The following is a 20047-nucleotide window of genomic DNA, read 5'->3' as shown; positions in this document are numbered from 1 at the left end:
AAACCTTATTTTTTGCAGGGAAAATGATAATTTCTTTGCAATTAAAAAGATACCTCAATCGCATAAAATAATGACATCAATCAAATTTCGAACCGAGTTTTTGATATTTTGGAAACTGACACATTTACAAAAATATTTGTTACTATCTCGACCCAATTATTTCATTCTTAATTTGATGTAAAAATGCGCATTATTTATACGTTTTTTCCCTTTCTGATCTCGTTAGCCCTTTTGGGGTGTGGAGAGTCATCGTCAAGTATACACGAAAGTTCAGAAAAAAGTGAAAGTTCAAATTCCGTTAAATTTTGCCTTTCCGATAAAGAATGTCTTGATCGTTTAAAAACTGAGCGAGTTATTTTGGGTTTCCGCACAATTAAAGGTGAAGAACCCTTTCCTATACTGGTTAGCGCAAAGGCAAATCTCAAGTTAACCGCAAGTATTACCGGCGTGAATATGAACATGGGACGTATTCCAATTACTTTTTCAGAAGTTTCAACGGGTGTTTATCTTGCACAAGGGATGGTTGGCGTGTGTTCATCAGAGCAAATGATTTGGAAAATTGTTGTGTTCGATGGAATTCAAGAGTTGATACAAAAAGAGTTTGAGGTGAAACGATAATGAACAAACAAGCGGTTGCACATCAAATACTCTTTCTACTAGAACAGCTTATTAACGAAGCAAAAGACGCAGCGGATAATGCAAGAGCTGGAGCTGTTCACGAACAAAGTGTCGCTGAAACGCAATATGACTCGCTCGCGATAGAGGCGGGCTACCTTGCACACGGACACAGTGAACGAGCTGATAGTTTAATAAAATCATATAAAGAGTATGAAAGCGTACTCAAACTTTCTTCAGATAAAGTACAAGTGGGTTCGCTTATCATGTTAGCGGACGATGAAGAGACTGAATATTGGTATTTTCTCGGCCCAAGCCAAGGTGGGTTAAAGCTGGAATACAAGAACCGTGTAGTTTGGACAATTACGCCAGCCTCCCCAATGGGCAGTAAATTAGTGGGAAGGGAAGTGGGCGATGAAATTGTTCACACGTTTGCAAATGGCAATAAATTAGTAACCATAGAAGCGGTACTTTAAGTTTAGCAATTCAAACGATTTATTGTTTACCTACAGTCAATAAATAGCAGGAACCGAACTTAGGGCATATAAAAATAATTTATGTTCGCTTCTCGATAAGTTTACTGAGAGAAAAGTTTTTTCCTGACTATTTTTCTATATTCGCTAGGTGTCTGCCCGAGGTATGCTTTGAACAGACGAGTAAGTTGACCTTGACTTGAAAATCCCACTGCGATCGCAACTTCTTGAATTTCTAGATTCGACCCAGCCAGTAAATCTGTCGCAGCCTCAATGCGGATTTTTTGAAGATATTCTAACGGTGACAAAGCGATTGCTTGATTAAAACGGCGAGTCATCGTGCGGTAGGAAATGCCAAATTGTGTGGCAACCTCATGAAATGAAATTTCTTCATGCATATTGGATTTTAGCCAAAATTGTATATCCGCAATAAGTTCATCCGGATGTCTATCACTTCCACCTTCAAGAAATCGCTGTTCTTCATATGGCTTTCGTACTTCATGAGAAAAATTACGTTGTACGTGTTGAGCCGCGGATGTCCCGTAAATTTGCGAAATTAAATGGACGATGACATCGGCAAGCGCATTTAAACTTGCGACCGTATACATTCTTTCAGATTGAGTAATGAAATAATCTGGTTTCAAATCAACATTCGGGTAGTCACGCTTAAATTGTGATGCATAATGCCAATGTGTTGTCGCAGGATGTGAATTGAGTAGTGTTGTTTCAGCAATGAGGCAAACGCCCGTACCTACACCGATTAACGTCGCACCACCTCCCCATTGTTTGTTCAACCAATCAATGGACAATGTGGAATTGCGAAGCACTGGACGCGGATTTCGCCAAATACTTGGGGTAATAATAAAATCTTGTTGTTGTTTTGCATCGCTAATCGGCGTGGTGGGAATTGGAATTCCGATGATGCTTTGTATAGCCCGCCCATTTTCGCTAATTAATTGAATATCCATTGTTCGAAATGTTTTTCTATCGCTGTGCCGCTTGGCAAATGCTTCTCCGGCTTTAAGCATTTCAATAGGCAGAGTTAAACTTGTGACCAACATTTGTTCATAAACGACAAACGCAACGTTTATTACTGTCATATCGAAACCTCCGACCAGTTAATTGTGGCCTAAAATGATTGGTGTATGGCTAAATATGCATGGTAGAGCGATCATAAAGCAATTACAATGTTACTCATAGTAGTATTTATGTTGGGTTCAGAAATGACAGCATTACCAGTGATCGTTGGTATGGGTGGGATTAATGCGGCGGGTCGCACTTCATTCCATCAAGGGTTTAGACGAATTGTATTGAACACGCTCGACGAGCAAGCGAGACAAGAAACGTTTTTAGGTTTAGCGACATTGATGAATTTGGTGCGCATTGAAAATGGCGAATATGTCCAAGCATCAGGTGAACCAATTGGTGTTGATGAAGTAGAAAAAAAACTAGGTCAACAAATCTTAGACGGTACGCTAATTCGTAAAATTGAAAAGAATCATTTTGACGTTGATGCAACACATGGCCATCAGCGTATGACGCTTACAAGTGATGAATCCACACCTATTTGTTTTACCGTAAAACAGCGTGATCTTCCAAATCCTATTCCTGACAACTGGACTGTGGAAGAAATCGAAGGAAAAGAAGTAAAGGTCACGATTCAAGGATTAGTGGAAATTAAACACGATACTTACCGTGATAACCCGATAAAGGCTGCAGGTCAGCTGCCTACAGGTTTTGAACCTGCAAATTTGTATAACAGCCGTTATCAACCTCGTGGTTTGCAAGCGACTATTTTTGCGGCAACAGATGCAATTCGTTCTACAGGTTTAGACTGGAATAGCGTGATGAATAGTGTAGAGCCCGATAAAATCGGCACGTATTCAGCGTCTGTTGCAGGTCAAGTGAACGAAGAGGGGTTTGGCGGCTTGTTAAAAAGCCGACTTCTAGGCGACCGAGTTAGTACTAAACAGTTAGCTTTGGGTTTAAACACCATGAGCACGGACTTTATTAATGCTTACGTAACAGGCAACGTTGGTACAACATTCACGACATCTGGCGCATGCGCAACCTTTCTATATAACTTACGCGCGGCAGTAAATGATATTCAAGCTGGTCGTACGCGAGTCGCTGTGGTCGCGAGCGTTGAGTGTGCCGTTACGCCAGAAATCGTCGAAGGGTTTGGCAACATGTCGGCTCTAGCGAATGAAGAAGGTTTACGTAAACTCGATAACACAGATCAAGTCGATTATAGACGCACAAGTCGTCCATTTGGTGAGAATTGTGGTTTCACTATTGGTGAAGGTGCGCAAGTTGCTATTTTAATGGATGATGCATTAGCGCTTGAACTCGGTGCAGATATTTTGGGATCAGTTGCAGACGTCTATGTCAATGCGGACGGTATTAAGAAATCGATTACCGCTCCTGGGCCTGGCAACTATATCACCATGGCAAAATCGGTTGCTTTAGCTTCTCAAATTGCTGGCGTTGAACGCGTACAAAAACGCAGTTTTATTCTCGCTCACGGTTCAAGTACGCCACAAAACCGCGTTACTGAATCTGCTATCTATCATAAAATTGCCGAATCATTCGCTATCGAAGGGTGGAAAGTCGCGGCGCCAAAAGCGTATGTAGGCCACACCATTGCACCGGCAAGCGGCGATCAATTGGCTATGGCTTTGGGTGTGTTTGCACACAATATTATGCCAGGGATAACAACGATTGATAAAGTTGCAGACGACGTCCACGCGGAGCATTTAGATATTCGTACAAACCACTATGAGTGCGAACCTCAAGACATTGCCTTTATCAATTCTAAGGGCTTTGGTGGTAATAACGCGACTGCGACCGTGTTTTCGCCAGCACTAACGAAAAACATGTTGGCTAAGCGCTACAGTGCTGAGAAGCTTCAACAGTACGATGTTGCTAAAGAGCAAACATTAAGAGCGCAAGAACAATATCGTGTGGATGCGAACAATGGCAAATATGAACTAATTTACCGTTTTGGCGATGGTATGATTGACGAAGCTGGACTCGTAATTACTTCAGATACACTTACTTTACCTGGGTTTGATAAGCCCGTATCGCTCCGAGTTGAAAATCCGTATTCAGATATCAGCAAGTAAAAAATTAATGTTAAGCAAAGCAAAGGCGCCGACTTTTATGAGTCGGCGCCTTTTTATTTACGTTAATCTTAACTTAAATATGGCTTAAGTCGGTAGGTTCTGAAGACAGGTCATTTTCCATTATATGGCGCATTTTAAACTTCTGGAGTTTTCCGGTAACAGTCATTGGATAAGCATCAACGAAACGTATAAATTTAGGGATTTTGAAGTAGGCTAACTTATCTTTTAAATAGGTTCTCACGTCTTCTTCCGAAATGTAATACCCTGGTTTGAGTTGTAACCAGGCACATACCGCTTCACCATAACGCTCATCCTTTACGGCAAACACAGCAGCGTCCTGAATATGTTCAAGGTGATAAAGAGTTTCTTCTATTTCTCGTGGGTAGATGTTTTCCCCACCGCGAATGATTAAATCTTTTATACGGCCAACGATTTGAACGTATCCTTCGTTGTCCATTACGGCAAGATCACCAGAATGAAGCCAACCTTGCGTGTCAATAGTCGCTGCAGTTTTGTCAGGGTCTTCCCAATATTCCGACATTACACAATAGCCTTTAGCGAGTAGTTCACCAGGCTTGCCTCTTGGTACCACGTTTCCGGATTCATCAATGATTTTTACGTGTGTGTGTGGCATCGTTCTTCCAACGGTGTTTACTCTTTTTTCAAGAGGAGAATCAATGCTGGTAATATGGTTGATTGGGCTGCACTCAGTTTGTCCATAGCCAATCAACACTTCTTTCATGTGCATTTTGTCTTGAACGAGACGCATCACTTTTTCAGGGCACGTAGCTCCGGCCATAATGCCTGTCCTTAATGTGCTCAAATTAAACGACTCAAAATTTGGGAGCTCGAGTTCTGCAATGAACATCGTTGGTACGCCATGAAGTCCGGTACATTTTTCAGACTCAACGACCTGCAGTGTTATTTCTGGGTCAAATGAATCATGAGGAAAAACGGCGCAGGCCCCAACGTTCATGCAAACCAAATTTCCCAATACCATTCCGAAGCAATGATATAGTGGAACAGGAATGCAAAGTCTATCTGAAGAAGAGAGGTTCATTGCGTCTGCCACTAAACGTGCATTGTTTAGAATATTAAAATGACTTAGCGTGGCTCCTTTAGGGCGTCCCGTAGTACCAGAGGTAAATTGAATATTGATGGGGTCTAGGCAAGTTAACGTGCTGGCAAATTCACGCGCTTTTAAATGGTCAAGGTCACTTGCCAGCGTTAGAAACTCGTCAAAACTCATCATACAGTCGAGCGGCGTCTGTTCGATGGTGATGACATGTTTAAGAGACGGAAGTTTTTCGGCGTTCAGTTGACCGAAGCCATGTCGTCGGAGTTCAGGTGCCAACGATTCTAACATTTCAACATAGTTGCTGTTTTTAAATCGATTCGCCATGACTAATACGCTGCATGATACGTTGTTTATTGCAAATTCAAGTTCATCAGGACGATAGGCAGGATTTATGCACACCATGATTGCGCCGATTTTGGCCGTCGCGAACTGAATGAGAGACCACTCAATGTTGTTCGGTGACCAAATTCCAACACGGTCGCCTGGTTTAACGCCCAACGACACTAAACTTGCAGCCACTTGATTTATCTTCTTTAAATAGTCGCGATAGCTTAATCGGACATTTTGATGACTTACAACAATTGCATCAGATTCAGGGGAAGTGTCGACAATGGATTCAAGATAGTCACCAATGGTTTGATAGTTAAGAGGTGTGTCTGTGGGACCGCTACTGTAGCTAAGACTCTCACAAATTGTGTCATTTTTAACTTCCATAAATTAATCCTTTTCGAAATGTCCATTTATAGATAATTGGAGTTGCGGTGTTTTTGCAAGCATTTGTCGACAAAAATAGTTGAATTAAGACTAAAAGGCTAAACGATATTTGTAACAAAAATGAAATTTTAGTCCTATTCAACTTGCGTCTCTGTACTTTTGTTCTAGTCTCTTTGGCTCATTTAACAATCAAGGAATGAAAGTATGAATGACGTAGAAATTAATTTTGAAACTACCGCAACACTCAAACGAGATGAACTTATTCTGTACGAATTTATTCGTCAGGTTTTAAGAGAGTGCAGTGGGCGACTAGGGCAATATAGAATAAAGCGAGACCAAGTGCTTTCTCAATACAGCGCGAGTTTAATGGACACCATCTTACACAGTTCACCTCAAAAGGCTGCGAACCTTGTGAGGTTAACGAACGCAGATTTAAACGGTTTGCTTCGGGAAGTGATGACGATTAATCAAGCGTTTTATCTGATGCCAGAGCAAGTTTTGATCAATTTGACCGAGCAAAGACAGTTGGAAAGACGTAATAAAATTTGGTTTTTACGCATGTTTTCGTCAAGCCTTGGGTGGTTGAGCCGCGCTCACATGCGGCATACCAAACTTATTTATCCTACGTTTTTCGATTGTCTTTCTAAAGTGAAAAAGCAAACCTACCAAGAAAGCGAAAGGAATTTGCGGTAAATCAACCGAAAAGGGCTTTCAGGGGGTTGGTTAACCTAAAGTCTAATGGAGTGAAATCCAATCGTTACCTAATTTGAAAGGAGATACAAATTGGAATGACGATTATGACAACACAGTATGAAGATCAATATCGAAAGTCGATAGAAGAGGCGGACGCTTTTTGGCTTGATAAAGCAGAACGCCTTCCTTGGTTTGCAATGCCAAAAACAGGATGCAGCTTAGAGAGTGACGGGTTACACCATTGGTTTAGCGATGGTGAAATGAATACGTCATACATGGCGCTCGATCATCATATTAAATCTGGTCGAGGGCAACAGAGAGCGTTAATTTACGATTCACCAGTGACGCAAAAATGTGAATCCTACACTTACTTAGAGTTGAAAACAGCCGTGGCAAAGTTTGCTTATGGTCTGCAATCACTCGGTGTCACAAAGGGTGACAGAGTCGTAATATATATGCCTATGGTGCCAGAGGCAGTCATCGGTATGTTGGCTTGTGCACGCATTGGCGCGATACATTCAGTGGTTTTTGGTGGGTTTGCGCCACATGAACTTAGTGTGCGAATCGATGATGCCAAGCCAAAGGTCGTCCTAAGTGCATCCTGTGGAATCGAAATTGACAGAGTCATTGCTTATAAGCCGTTACTGGATGAAGCTCTTGAAAAAGCGACACATAAGGTTTCGTATTGCGTCGTATTACAGCGCTCACATTTTAAAGCGACCATGAAGACTGAACGAGATGTTGACTGGAAGCAATTGAGTGAATCTGACACCGAGGCAGAACCAGTCGGTTTAAAAGCAAATGATCCCTTGTATGTCCTATATACATCAGGCACGACAGGGAAACCCAAAGGCGTATTACGTGAAAATGGTGGGCACGCTGTTGCTCTGCATTACAGTATGGAAACCGTCTATGGCGTTAAGCCTGGTGATGTTTTCATGGCCGCTTCAGACATCGGTTGGGTCGTCGGGCATTCTTATATTGTTTACGGCCCTTTATTGTATGGTTGTACGACTATTTTATCTGAGGGTAAACCTGTTCGAACACCCGATGCAGGTGCGTTTTGGCGAGTAGTTGAAGACTATAAGGTCAACGCGCTTTTTAGTGCGCCGACAGCCTTTAGAGCAATTAAAAAAGAAGACCCAGAAGGGATACTTTTTAAAAAATACGACACAAGTAGCTTAAAGCATTTATTTTTAGCGGGCGAGCGACTTGACCCTGCAACTTATGATTGGCTCGGTGAAGTAACCAAGTTACCTATTATCGACCATTGGTGGCAAACCGAAACGGGGTGGGCTATTGCAAGTAATCCCGTGGGGCTTGATGTATTCGAAACAAAACCAGGGAGCGCCACGAAACCAACACCAGGTTTTGACGTGCGCATTCTTGATGCTGTGGGCGACCCATGCGATGTCAATGAACAAGGCGCTGTCGTGATTAAGCTGCCAATGCCGCCGGGGTGCCTGACTTCGCTTTGGCAAGACCAAAAGCGTTTCGAAAGCAGTTATCTAAGTGCCTATCCAGGTTATTATTTAACAGGTGATGGCGGATATTTCGATGAAGATGGCTACTTGTTTATCATGGGTCGAACGGACGATGTCATTAACGTAGCGGGTCATAGATTGTCCACAGGTGAAATGGAAGAAATTGTTGCTGCACATCCGAGCGTGGCTGAGTGTGCTGTGTTTGCCTCAAAAGATGAATTAAAAGGTCAGTTGCCTGTTGCGATGGTTGTGCTTAAAGATGGCACGCGCGTAAATCCATCAGAGATTGAAGCCAGCATTGTAAACGAAATTCGTTCCCGTATCGGTGCGATTGCCTGTCTTAAAACAGTCCTAACCGTGCCTCGTTTACCAAAAACACGATCAGGAAAAATTTTACGAAAGAATTTGAGACAACTTGTGGACGGGGAACCATTACAAATACCGTCGACTATTGACGATGCAAGTGTATTTGGTGAAATTGAACAACTTTGGTTAGCTAAGTAATTTTGTCCTAAAACGTTGCAGGAGATTGTATCTCCTGCAACCATCAAACTAGCGTTCGGTTTTAGCTTCGTTTGGACTAGCAATCACCTCTAACGCACGTTCAATTGCCAGTTCACGCGAGGCGCAGAAAGCGAGAGGTGTGAGCCTATCTCGAATATTAAACTTTTCAAGTTGCATCGTTGTATCGCGATTTGGAGAAAAAATATAAACCTCAACATTTGCTTCAAGAGCATCTAATATCGCATTTTCAATCGCTAAACTGACTGTAACGTCGAGCATCGGAACGTCTGACAAATCGATAACCATCGCTTTAAACTTCGATACATGTCGATGTTGTCGTGAAATTGCTTTAGATACGCTAAATATCATTGGCCCTGATAAATAGAAAAACAATAATTGTCCATGGGCGCTATCGAGTAAACGTCTTTCTTTTTTCGACAATGGTACGTCGTCGTCATCGCCGTCACTTATCGCTTTGACTTGCTCGCTTTGCACTCGACTGAGCTTTTCTATCACAAGAATGTTAGAGATAAACACACCGAGGCCAACAGCAACCATTAAGTCCACTAAAACCGTCAACAACATTACCCCGTACATTATCGCCATTTGGCTGGTACTGAGCTTGTGCGCGCGTTGGATGAAGCTCCAATCTAAGATATTGATACCAACATATACGGCAATCCCCGCGAGAACGGCCATAGGGATTGGTTCGGTTAATGAACCCGCGACAAACACGACAGCCATCAAAATCACAGCTCTTAAAATACCAGCAAGCGGTGAACGCGCGCCGACTTGTACATTCACGACAGTGCCCATGGTTGCTCCTGCACCTGGCAACGCGCCAAATGCACCTGCTATCATGTTTGCAATGCCTTGGCCTCGAAGTTCTTTATCTGAATCATGTTCAGTTCGAGTTAGACTGTCTGCAATGACTGCAGTTAAGAGCGTATCGATACAGCCTAGCGTGCCAAGTACGAGCGCATCAATAATCATTTTTGTGAATATTTCAGGTTCGAATGTTGGTAACACAAACGTTGGCAATGCACTCGGGATTTCGCCAATTCGGCGAATACTGTCCGTATCGAATAGAATGATTGAAAGTAAGGTAACAGAAACTAAGGCGACCAGCTGAGCTGGCACGTACTGGCGATATTTTTTTGGAAAGTAAAACAAAATAGCGAGTGTGATAGCGCCCAGAAACAATTCACCAAATTGGACATTTATAATTAGCTCGGGCAAAGCAGAGAGTGTGCCTGTTACTCCTCCGCCAGGCGCTTTGTGTCCGAGCAATGGAGCTAGTTGTAAAATGATAAGGATAATGCCAATACCGGACATAAATCCAGAAACCACACTATAAGGCATAAGCGTAACGTATTTACCGAGTCGGAGCGTGCCGAGTAGGATTTGAAACGCTCCAGCCATCATGACAACCGTAAATGCGAGTGATGGACCCTGTTCTGGATAACTTGCAACCATCGTCGTTAGGATTGCAGTCATGATTACTGTCATCGGTCCAGTCGGTTCAGATATAAGCGAGGTGGAACCACCAAATAACGCTGCAAACAACCCAACTAAAATAGCTCCCCACATACCAGCTTCGGCGCCGGCTCCGGAGGCAACGCCGAAAGCGAGAGCAAGTGGTAATGAAATGATGGCGGTAGTTACACCACCAAATAAATCACCCTTGACTGACAGGTGTTTATATCTATTTAAAGACAACATGCTTAAGCCATTTTGAAAATTTTTGGCATTCTAACTTAAAATAAAACGGCAAGTGGTTGGATTTTTCATGATTTTTTACATTTATATGCGTACCCAGTAGTTTGTCGTCTATGTTAGACTTCGGACACAATGATTAGAACACGACCAAATAAGCTATGATTCAGCCTGTTAGCCTTTTTGTTGGACTTAGATATTCTCGCTCTACAAAAGGTAACGCATTTATTTCCTTTATTTCATTTTTCTCTATTGCTGGAATTGCGCTCGGTCTAGCAGCGCTAATAGTCGTTAATTCTGTAATGAATGGATTTGAAAAAAATCTCAAGTCCTCCATGTTGGCGCTCATTCCACATGTGCAGATTGCTGGAAAACGAACTGAAATTGAAAAACTACTACCAGAACTTAAAAACGTCGAAAATGTAAAAGAGATTGGCGAACACCTAGCTGTAGAAGCTGTTTTGCAAACCAATAGCCAATTACAAGGCGTCCGCCTTCAAGGTGGTAGTAAAAATGACACCAGCCTCATTCCCTTTTTTGAAGCAAGGCAGTTGGGAAGACCTTCAGGATTCTCGCTACACCATTGCAGTTAGCCGCTATTTGGCCTCTGCGCTAAACGTCAATATTGGTGATGAAATACGCGTTATCATTCCAAGTGTGAGTAACTATACACCCATGGGTCGGGTTCCCGTTCAACGCGTTTTAACCGTTTCGACAATTTTCTCTACAGAAAGTGAAGCGGACCTGCATTTAGCCTATACCAGTTTTGATACCCTTGAACGGCTTTTAAAGCGCAAGTCGGCAGATGAAGCCACTTATAGCATTAAGCTCTATGATGCGTTTGGTATCCAACCCATTCTTGAATTACTCGCGAAACATCCAACGTTGGCTGTAAGTGATTGGCGGGTAGAGCAGGGCGCGTTGTTCAGCGCCGTTGCGATGGAAAAACGTATCATGACTTTGTTATTAACGCTTATCGTTTTGGTCGCCGCGTTCAATATATTGTCAGCCATTTCAATGATGGTGAATGAGAAGCAGTCAGAAATCGCTATTTTACAGACCTTAGGCTTTACACCACTGAAAATAATGCAAATTTTTATGGTCCAAGGAAGTTATAACGGCGTTGTAGGCACCTTTATTGGCGGCTGTTTAGGCATCATATTGACACTTAACATAAACGAAGCATTGTCGGTCGTTGGTCTAAATCTACTGGGTGGGATGAAATTGCCGACAGTTATTGAGTCCCTTTGCTTTGACTCTGATGATCTTGTCGAGTCTGTTACTGAGTTTTATTGCTACCGTTTTACCCGCATTCAAAGCGGCAAAAGTATTACCTGCGGAGGTCTTAAGATATGAATAATGTGGTACTTAAGTGCGAAAACGTCTCTAAGAACTATTTAGACGCAGGAAATACTGTACAAGTATTAAATGAAATTAACTTTGAAGTGCTTGAAGGCGAGATGGTCGCGGTTCTTGGGAGTTCGGGGTCAGGTAAAAGTACTTTGTTGCACATTCTTGGGACGCTTGATACCGCTTCTGCTGGGCATGTATACATAAAGTCACAGGATGTTGGGCTACTTTCTCGTTCCAAACAAGCTGACTTTAGGAATGAAAATTTGGGCTTCATTTATCAATTCCATCACTTATTAATGGAGTTTACAGCACTTGAAAATGTGGCCATGCCACTTTTAATCAAAGGTTTAAAACCCAATGAAGCTTCAATTACAGCTAAAGCATTATTAGAGCGTGTAGGTCTCGGACATAGAATTGATCATCGACCCTCTGCGTTATCTGGAGGTGAGCGTCAGCGTGTTGCAATTGCAAGAGCGCTCGTTGCTGAACCTGCACTCATTTTGGCTGACGAACCTACCGGTAATTTAGACAAACAAAACGGTGAACTGATTTTCGATTTGCTTAGGGAACTAAATAAAACGTTGAAGACGTGTTTTGTTGTGGTGACTCATGATCTCGCGTTAGCAAAGAAAATGGACCGAATTGTCAAGCTAGAAGACGGAAAGCTAATAGAAGTGAAGGATCTTGCTTAATGTTAAGTTGGTTCATTTCTAAACGATTTAGAGCAAGTAATCAACATTCCGGATTGATTGCCTTTCTAAGTAAAGCTTCTACCGTTGGTGTTCTTATCGGTGTGAGCGTCTTGATTGTGTCACTTTCGGTGATTAATGGTTTTGAGCAGCAACTCATCAATCGATTACTCTCTGTCGTTGCACATGTGGAATATCACGCACCGAATAAACCAATTAATAATTGGCCAAGCAAAATTGCGTTATTGGAACAGCACCCCAATGTTGTTGGCGCTACACCCGAAATAAAACTGAACGCGATGATTCAGTTTCGCACTTCTCTTAAAGCAATCGAAATAGAAGCGGTTTTACCTAGTGAATATAGCAAAGTGTCGCGTTTAGGTGATTATGTTAAAGGCAAGGCCATTTCAAGTTTATCGGATGATGAGATTGTTATTGGCAGCAAAATTGCCAAAGAGCCTCGGTATCGCTATTGGTGATAAAGTGACGCTACTCATTGCGGACCAATCAAGCTCAGCTCCACTTGCACCAAGCAAACGTTTGTCAATGACTGTGTCTGGATTAGTCGAGATGGGAGGCCAAATTGATTCGATGGTCGGTGTCATTGATCTTTCTACAGCACAAAAAACGTTGGGCTTTTCCCCTGATGAAGTAACAGACTTAAGATTGTCAGTCGACAATGTTTTCGCTGCACATCAAATTGCGATGGCGGCAGGGCAGTTGTTGCCTGATCTCGTCTATGTAAATAGCTGGTACCGCAGCCAAGGCAGTCTTTATCAAGACATTCAAATGGTACGCACCATTATTTACCTGGTTGTATTCCTTATCATTGCCGTCGCAAGCTTTAACATTGTTTCTTCTATGGTTATGGAAGTAAAAGAGAAACAACATAACATCGCTATTTTAAAAACCATGGGAGCTAAAGACACAACGATTTTTGCTACCTTTGCGTTGCAGGGATTGGGCTATGCACTTGTAGGAGCACTACTTGGTGTATTTATCGGTGTGTTATTGGCTATGAACATTTCAGATATTTTTAAAATTTGGGTTAATTTCTCAGAATCGAATCCACTCGAAGACGTTTATTTCGTTAACTTTCTTCCGTCAGTTGTTCTTTGGCAAGATGTCGTCGTGACGGTAATTGGCACGATGCTTATTTCGACGCTTGCGACACTTTATCCGGCTTGGAAAGCAACAAAAATTGATCCTGCGGTGGTGCTAGGAAACTAAGCAAGCCTGTGAAACGTTGAGTGATATTGCAGCAAAACGTGAAGCTGTACGTCAAAAAGCAGTGATAGTTATTTAATGAAGTGCTAACCACTGTTATAGTGGGTTGAAATTGTGAGATGTGAGTAGTACATAATGAATGATCAAACTAAAACAAATAAATCTGGTCAACCTCGACAAATGACAGAACAAGAAGAGCTTCAGTGGAAGCGTGACGCATTTGAAACCGCTCAGAAATTCTTAGTGGAAAAAGGCTTATTCCCAGAGTCTTACTCAGATGAAGAGTGCTATTTTTTGGTTCCACTATTGTCTGTTTGGAAATTCAAATGCCAAAACGGTAAGCGCTATTGGGTTATCGCTGGTCGATTGCCAACCGATGTCATTGCCGCAACAACAGCACAAACACCACGCGATGCAGTTCGTTATTTTTCATACCAGTGGCAGCTAAAAGCGGATGAAATAATGAGTACCGGCACACGGGATCAAACACAATTAAACTTTGCTAACTTGCTTGTAAACCGTGCACACGGACTCTATGAAATCGCCGAAAAACAAGAGCTTTGGGCTAATGTACCAGCGTAAACGGCTCCGTTGAAAATTCACTAATATGGCATTGCAAGCGCTGTCTTGGGATGCCTGCTTCCATAAATACCGAACCTTTCTTTTCAAAACCTTTTGCTGTAAATAAATCGACCTCATGGAGGATGCAATTTATACACAGATTTTTAAGTCCATTTTGTTCGGCTAGTAACACGATAAACTTGAGCAAGGCATCGTAGGTTTCTCGGGTGCGATATTGCTGAAGCACAGCAATTCGACTAATTAAACCATCTTTGCACAATCTGCCGGTTGCAACTGGACACTCGGTTTCGTCTTTCACTAAGACGTGGTCCGCTACTAAATCAAGTTCATCAAATTCAACGCTTTTTGGTATGTGGAGTTCACAAACAAATACTTTCTCTCTGATCTGCTGTAACTCATTTTTATGCGCAAGCCAACTAACCTTGTCAACACGATAGAACATAAATCCTCCATACCGAATCAAGAATTTTGGCGCTGAGATTGAGTTTTCCATACTGCAAAAGCCTAAAGATAGACGATAACTTTAGGCTTTTTTATTTGCATTTTAGAGCGATCAATCGTTCATTTCGGGGAAATAATAGATCCCTTCATTAATAAGATTAGTCAATAGCTGAATAAAATCTAGCCAATGTTGTGATTTTTCGAACTGATCCGAGTTCATTTCAGTTTCGTCACAAAGTAGTTTTACATTCTCTAGATTGTCGAGTGTTAAATGATGATTTTCACCATTGATACTGAGCAATATCAGGTTGTCTTCCATAATTTGGTAAATTGCTCTAACTCCACCCGCACGGTAAAGTTCTATATCGTCATTAAGGATTTCCACTATATCTTCAACGGTATAGGACTCCTCTAGTTCATAGAGATCCATATCATGTTTAGGTGTAGAAAGGTTTTTACCCAACCAATCTTGGAATGAACCAGAATCGTTAAGTGTCGCAATAATCAAATTACGAATTTTTGATATTTCCGTATCAGACAACAATCCAACAGAATCACGTTCAGTGATCTCAGGGTCGTTATATCGAACCTTACCCTGTTCTGTATCTATCAAATGATCGGCAAAGCTAGAAATAAGATCTCGTTGGTTCGGGAATCTAAATCCGACTGAATAATTTAACGCATTTTCTACCGCGTAACCTTCGTGAGGGTGACCTGGAGGAATGTACAGAATATCACCAGGCTCCAATACCGCATCGATAACCGCCTCGAATGCTTCAACTTGAAGTAGACTCTTATTTTGAGCAAATTCTTTGAGTGCCGGATTAGGTAAACCAACACGCCAATGGCGTTTACCAAGACCTTGGATAATGAAAACATCGTATTGGTCTAAATGTGGGCCAACGCCGCCACCAGGGGTTGAGTAACTGATCATGAGATCATCAATTCGCCAGTTAGGAATGAATCTAAATGGCTCGATTAATTCGGCGGCGGTAGGGTGCCAATGGTCAACGGCTTGCACCAGCAATGTACTGTTTGTATCAGAAAGTAATGTGAAATCTTCAAAAGGTCCGTGGTGGGCTTCCCAAGCATCCTCATGATTCGTCACTAATCGTGATTCGATACTTTCTTCCATAGCAAGGCCCGCCAATTCTTCTGGGTCAAGCGGGTCTTCAAAATTTGCAAAGCCGCCTTTGATTAAAAGAGGCTTCTTTTGCCAATACTCTGATAAAAAGTCCGATATTGACATGCCGTTGATATTTAATTCGTACATTGTTTCCATTCCATAAAAAAAGCGAAAGCACAGGGCTTTCGCTTTATTTTAACTTATTCTTAGCGAATATTATTGAAGTTCATCAATAAATGCTTCTGCATGGCCAATATAATTTGCTGGCGTCATAAGCTTCATTTCTGCTTTCACAGCATCTGGTAACGTTAAACCATCGATAAAATCAGCCATGATTTCTTGATTAACACGTTTACCACGCGTTAATTCTTTTAACTTCTCATATGGCTTTTCAATCCCGTATTTGCGCATAACGGTTTGGATAGGTTCTGCGAGCAATTCCCAGTTCTGATCAAGCTCTGCAAGTAAGCGATCGGCGTTAACTTCTAGTTTGCTGATGCCTTTTAGTGTTGCTTGATAAGCAATGAGTGTATAACCCATACCAACACCTAAATTACGTAATACAGTAGAGTCGGTGAGGTCACGTTGCCAGCGAGAAACAGGTAGCTTCTGTGCTAGATGAGTGAAAATGGCGTTTGCTAAACCTAAGTTGCCTTCTGAGTTCTCGAAGTCAATCGGGTTGACTTTATGTGGCATGGTTGATGAACCGATTTCGCCAGCAATGGTCTTTTGTTTGAAGTGGTTTAGCGCAATGTAGCCCCAAACGTCACGGTCAAAATCAAGTACAATCGTGTTGAAACGAGCAACCGCGTCGAACAACTCCGCGATGTAATCGTGAGGTTCGATTTGCGTTGTAAACGCATTCCAAGATAAACCTAAACTCGTTACAAAACTTTCTGCGTGAGAATGCCAATCGTAGTCTGGGTAAGCACTTAAATGCGCATTATAGTTACCAACTGCACCGTTAATCTTACCTAGCATTTGTACCGCAGCAATTTGATCGCGTTGACGTTTAAGGCGAACATAAACGTTGGCAAACTCTTTACCCATCGTTGATGGAGAAGCTGGTTGACCGTGTGTGCGCGTCATCATTGCTACTGAACGATATTCAATCGCTTTTTCTTTGATTGCGTTTAAAAGCTGGTCACAGTACGGAAGTAGTACTTTATCGCGAGCTTCAGTCAACATCAGACCGTGCGACAGGTTATTAATATCTTCTGAAGTACATGCGAAATGAATGAACTCGTTAACCGCATTAAGCTCTGCGTTACCCGCTACTTTTTCTTTTAGAAGGTATTCAACCGCTTTTACATCGTGGTTAGTCGTGCGTTCAATTTCTTTCACGCGCATCGCGTCTGCTTCGCTGAAGTTTTCAACAATGCTATCCAATAGAGCATTCGCTTCTTCACTGAATGCTGGAACTTCTGGGATACCAGCTGCTTTTGACAATGCTTGTAGCCAGCGTACCTCAACGATTACACGGTATTTAATTAAACCGAACTCACTGAAGATGCTTCGTAATTCAGTCGTTTTGCTACCGTAGCGACCATCTACTGGAGAGATAGCGGTTAACGCTGAAAGCTCCATATTAACTCCTAACTAATGTTGATTTTGAACGATATTCACAAATTTTTTTGCGCGATGGCGATGATTTTTCTTTTGAAAAGAAAAAATGCCTGCGTTTGCCACCCATCTGACGCCAAAGCACTGCGGCACGGATACCCGCTAAGAGTAGTGCTCGTACTTTGTGTTGGATATGAGGCTGTTTTAATAAATCAGGTTGGCCAAATACTTGGATACGTTGTCCAAGGGGGCTAATTACTTGGCTATATATATCAGCTAGACTCGACAAAATAGTGTCGTCGGTAATGCTAAAATGCATTAACTGTCTATCTAATTCATTAATACGTCGGCCGAGTTCATCCAATGCACCTGGTTTAGATGCAAGAACGCGTTCTAATTGGATGAGGCCACCGACGTATTTTACAAGTTCAACGTCTTTCGAGCCATCAGCTGAAAGTTGGTCAACCAAGGCTTTATAACCTTGCTTTAAACCATAGTGATCTTGATAAACATCTTCGGGACGAGCAGGGTTCGTAATGACGATACTTTGTAAAAAGCTTTCTACATCATGTGCGTTGAACTGCCCATATTTAGCGACTTTTTGTACTAATCTTGTTATTTGACAAAGAGCTGCAAGCGCCATCACTTGGTGTTGATTCATTAACGGATCACCGAGTCAATAATACCGCCACCTAGACATACGTCGTCTAGATAGAATACAGCTGACTGGCCTGGTGTAACGGCTTTCTGAGGCGAGTCAAATAACACGCGAGCCATCCCATCGCTACCAACGAGAAGTGTACAAGGAATGTCTTCTTGACGATAACGCGTTTTTACCGCACAACGAGTAGTGCCTTGTGGACCTACACGGTCAATCCAATGTAGTTGATTGGCGTTCAATCCATTGCTGTAAAGACGTGGGTGGTCTGCACCTTGGCCAACAACAAGTACGTTGCGTTCAATGTCTTTGTCGACAACATACCATGGTTCACCATTGCCTTCTTTCATACCGCCAATCAGAAGACCTTTGCGTTGACCTAACGTGTGGTACATCAACCCTTCATGTTGTCCAACAATATTACCGTCAGTATCTTCGATGTTACCTGGCTGAGCTGGTAAATAGCGTTGCAGGAAATCTTTAAATTTACGTTCGCCGATAAAACAGATACCTGTGCTATCTTTTTTGTCATGTGTTATTAAGCCTTGTTCTTCTGCAATACGGCGTACTTCTGGCTTTTCGATATTGCCAACAGGGAACAGTGTTTGCGCAATATGTTCATGACTTAACGTATATAGAAAGTAACTTTGGTCTTTGTTGTTATCAAGACCGCGTTGCATCACGTATTGACCATTTCGCTCTTCACGACGTACATAATGACCCGTTGCGATATAGTCTGCACCGAGCGCTTCTGCCGCGAACTGTAAGAAGGCTTTAAATTTTATTTCCTTGTTACACATAATGTCAGGGTTTGGTGTGCGACCCGCTTTGTATTCTTCAAGGAAATATTCAAAAACGTTATCCCAATATTCTGCAGCGAAGTTTACTGTGTGTAATTCAATACCCAGTTTGTCACACACTTCTTGCGCATCTTTCAAATCTTCAGCAGCGGCACAGTACTCGTCATTGTCATCTTCTTCCCAGTTTTTCATAAACAGGCCTTCAACTTGATAGCCCTGTTGTTTCAACAAATAGGCTGAAACGGAAGAATCAACACCGCCAGACATGCCGACGATGACCTTAATATGACTGTTGTCGCTCATAGTGATAGGAATCTCAATACTTTTGGGAGGGCAGCATTATAGCACGCATTCTTTCTCGAAATAAAACCAAACTGGCCTTCAATTTAGCCTAAACTTAGGATCTGGTATTGGCCGCTTGCCAAGTCCCCTAATTTATATTCGCCGATTTGGGACTCTAATAAGTCTGAGTGTTGGAAACCCAATATGTGCTGTCATACGCCTTACTTGGCGATTACGACCTTCGATAATTTTTATTTCAAGCCATGTTGTGGGGATGTTCTTCCTTTCTCGGATGGGGGGCATTCGCGCCCATATTTGCGGCTCATCCATCACTCGCACTTTTGCGGGTAGTGTTTTCCCATCGTTGAGCTGAACACCCGTTCTAAGTGGGCTGATGTCTTCTTCTCTAGGGGCACCTTCGACTTGAACCCAATACGTCTTTTCTGTTTTTTTCCCAGGTGCAGTCAATTTATTTTGCAGCACGCCACAATTTGTGAGCAGTAAAAGGCCTTCACTGTCTCTGTCAAGACGACCTGCCGCGTAAACATCTTTGATGTCGATGAAATCGGCTAAGGTTTTCCGATTTTGGTCATCAGTAAACTGGCAAAGCACATCGAATGGTTTGTTAAATAGAACAATCTTTACATCCGCCGGTGCTACTTTCGGTTTATTATTTTGCAGACGAGTTGTGTTTTTGTTTGTATTTTTTTTATTCGATTGAACGTGTTTTGGTTGTCTATTTGGAAACATAGTTACTTCGCTTAAGTTGAATGAGTGAAGTATACCAAAAATTAATTGAGAGTATAAAAAGCAAAGCTAAATCCAATGTCGTAACAGGGTGTAACTAAATTGCGTATAAAGCATTAATAGTTATGCGATTTACCGAAATTAGGTCTCACTGTAATATCATTGTAATATACTTTT

14 protein-coding genes and 4 pseudogenes are annotated in these 20047 nt (G+C 42.1%); 9 read left to right on the top strand and 9 right to left on the bottom strand.

The annotated features are described in order from the left end of the window. Window positions 1-357 precede the first annotated feature (357 nt). Together J5O05_RS01950 and J5O05_RS01945 are read left to right on the top strand one after the other, a co-directional pair. Entirely contained in the window at window positions 358-618 is a 261-nt protein-coding gene (locus J5O05_RS01950; RefSeq protein ID WP_208843370.1) for a hypothetical protein, read from the top strand. Then, window positions 618-1091, top strand: a complete 474-nt coding sequence (locus J5O05_RS01945) for a GreA/GreB family elongation factor (protein WP_208843369.1) — start codon at window positions 618-620, stop codon at window positions 1089-1091. Before J5O05_RS01950 ends, J5O05_RS01945 begins: the two co-directional genes overlap by 1 nt. 101 nt (window positions 1092-1192) lie before the next feature. Here the strand turns inward: J5O05_RS01945 and J5O05_RS01940 are convergent, their stop codons facing one another. Beyond that, window positions 1193-2188, bottom strand: coding sequence for a GlxA family transcriptional regulator (locus J5O05_RS01940; protein ID WP_208843368.1), 996 nt, complete (start codon window positions 2186-2188; stop codon window positions 1193-1195). 123 nt (window positions 2189-2311) lie between these two features. Here J5O05_RS01940 and J5O05_RS01935 point away from each other — a divergent pair, with 123 nt between their 5' ends. Continuing rightward, window positions 2312-4213 carry a beta-ketoacyl synthase gene (locus tag J5O05_RS01935; protein WP_208844446.1) on the top strand — a complete coding sequence of 634 codons (1902 nt, stop codon included), beginning with the start codon at window positions 2312-2314 and terminating at the stop codon, window positions 4211-4213. 73 nt (window positions 4214-4286) lie between these two features. Here the strand turns inward: J5O05_RS01935 and J5O05_RS01930 are convergent, their stop codons facing one another. Next, window positions 4287-6005, bottom strand: coding sequence for an AMP-binding protein (locus J5O05_RS01930; RefSeq protein ID WP_208843367.1), 1719 nt, complete (start codon window positions 6003-6005; stop codon window positions 4287-4289). Window positions 6006-6209: 204 nt separating this feature from the next. On the opposite strand from J5O05_RS01930, the gene J5O05_RS01925 reads away from it, so the two are divergent. Both J5O05_RS01925 and J5O05_RS01920 read left to right on the top strand, forming a co-directional pair. Then, window positions 6210-6698 (top strand): hypothetical protein, encoded by a 489-nt coding sequence (locus tag J5O05_RS01925; RefSeq protein WP_208843366.1) that lies wholly within the window; start codon window positions 6210-6212, stop codon window positions 6696-6698. Window positions 6699-6802: 104 nt separating this feature from the next. After that, on the top strand, window positions 6803-8686 hold the full coding sequence (locus J5O05_RS01920) for an AMP-binding protein (RefSeq protein WP_208843365.1): 1884 nt from the start codon (window positions 6803-6805) through the stop codon (window positions 8684-8686). A 48-nt stretch (window positions 8687-8734) separates the two neighbouring features. Here J5O05_RS01920 and J5O05_RS01915 read toward each other — a convergent pair whose 3' ends face one another. Further along, window positions 8735-10408, bottom strand: coding sequence for a SulP family inorganic anion transporter (locus J5O05_RS01915; RefSeq protein ID WP_208843364.1), 1674 nt, complete (start codon window positions 10406-10408; stop codon window positions 8735-8737). Between the two features lie 155 nt (window positions 10409-10563). On the opposite strand from J5O05_RS01915, the pseudogene J5O05_RS01910 reads away from it, so the two are divergent. The 4 genes and pseudogenes from J5O05_RS01910 (at window position 10564) to J5O05_RS01895 (ending at window position 14253) form a co-directional block, all read left to right on the top strand. Next, window positions 10564-11762, top strand: a pseudogene (locus J5O05_RS01910) (lipoprotein-releasing ABC transporter permease subunit). Then, the gene (gene lolD, locus J5O05_RS01905; RefSeq protein WP_208843363.1) at window positions 11755-12447 is read left to right on the top strand and encodes a lipoprotein-releasing ABC transporter ATP-binding protein LolD; all 693 of its coding nucleotides are present in this window, start codon (window positions 11755-11757) and stop codon (window positions 12445-12447) included. Before J5O05_RS01910 ends, lolD begins: the two are co-directional and overlap by 8 nt. Then, window positions 12447-13674 (top strand): annotated as a pseudogene (locus J5O05_RS01900) (lipoprotein-releasing ABC transporter permease subunit). The gene lolD and the pseudogene J5O05_RS01900 overlap by 1 nt, the downstream one beginning before the upstream one ends. Window positions 13675-13806: 132 nt before the next feature. Further along, on the top strand, window positions 13807-14253 hold the full coding sequence (locus J5O05_RS01895; RefSeq protein ID WP_208843362.1) for a DUF4826 family protein: 447 nt from the start codon (window positions 13807-13809) through the stop codon (window positions 14251-14253). Here the strand turns inward: J5O05_RS01895 and J5O05_RS01890 are convergent. The 6 genes and pseudogenes from J5O05_RS01890 to J5O05_RS01865 all read right to left on the bottom strand — a co-directional run bounded on the left by J5O05_RS01890 (window position 14237) and on the right by J5O05_RS01865 (window position 19873). Beyond that, the gene (locus J5O05_RS01890) at window positions 14237-14695 is read right to left on the bottom strand and encodes a GNAT family N-acetyltransferase (protein WP_208843361.1); all 459 of its coding nucleotides are present in this window, start codon (window positions 14693-14695) and stop codon (window positions 14237-14239) included. The two genes, J5O05_RS01895 and J5O05_RS01890, sit on opposite strands and share 17 nt — an antisense overlap. A 111-nt stretch (window positions 14696-14806) precedes the next feature. Beyond that, on the bottom strand, window positions 14807-15967 hold the full coding sequence (locus J5O05_RS01885) for a cupin domain-containing protein (protein ID WP_208843360.1): 1161 nt from the start codon (window positions 15965-15967) through the stop codon (window positions 14807-14809). A 69-nt stretch (window positions 15968-16036) separates the two neighbouring features. Then, a complete protein-coding gene (gene purB, locus J5O05_RS01880) occupies window positions 16037-17407 on the bottom strand; it encodes an adenylosuccinate lyase (protein WP_208843359.1) in 1371 nt (456 codons plus the stop codon). Window positions 17408-17442: 35 nt separating this feature from the next. Further along, a pseudogene (hflD, locus tag J5O05_RS01875) lies at window positions 17443-18044 on the bottom strand (high frequency lysogenization protein HflD). After that, window positions 18044-19144 (bottom strand): tRNA 2-thiouridine(34) synthase MnmA, encoded by a 1101-nt coding sequence (mnmA, locus tag J5O05_RS01870; protein ID WP_208843357.1) that lies wholly within the window; start codon window positions 19142-19144, stop codon window positions 18044-18046. The pseudogene hflD and the gene mnmA overlap by 1 nt, the downstream one beginning before the upstream one ends. 83 nt (window positions 19145-19227) lie before the next feature. Continuing rightward, window positions 19228-19873, bottom strand: a pseudogene (locus J5O05_RS01865) (pseudouridine synthase). Window positions 19874-20047 lie beyond the last annotated feature (174 nt).

Source organism: Pseudoalteromonas xiamenensis, from assembly GCF_017638925.1.
Lineage (GTDB): Bacteria > Pseudomonadota > Gammaproteobacteria > Enterobacterales > Alteromonadaceae > Pseudoalteromonas > Pseudoalteromonas xiamenensis.
The sequence above is the reverse complement of the archived record's forward strand: the minus strand, read 5'-3'. Positions and strand labels throughout refer to the sequence as shown.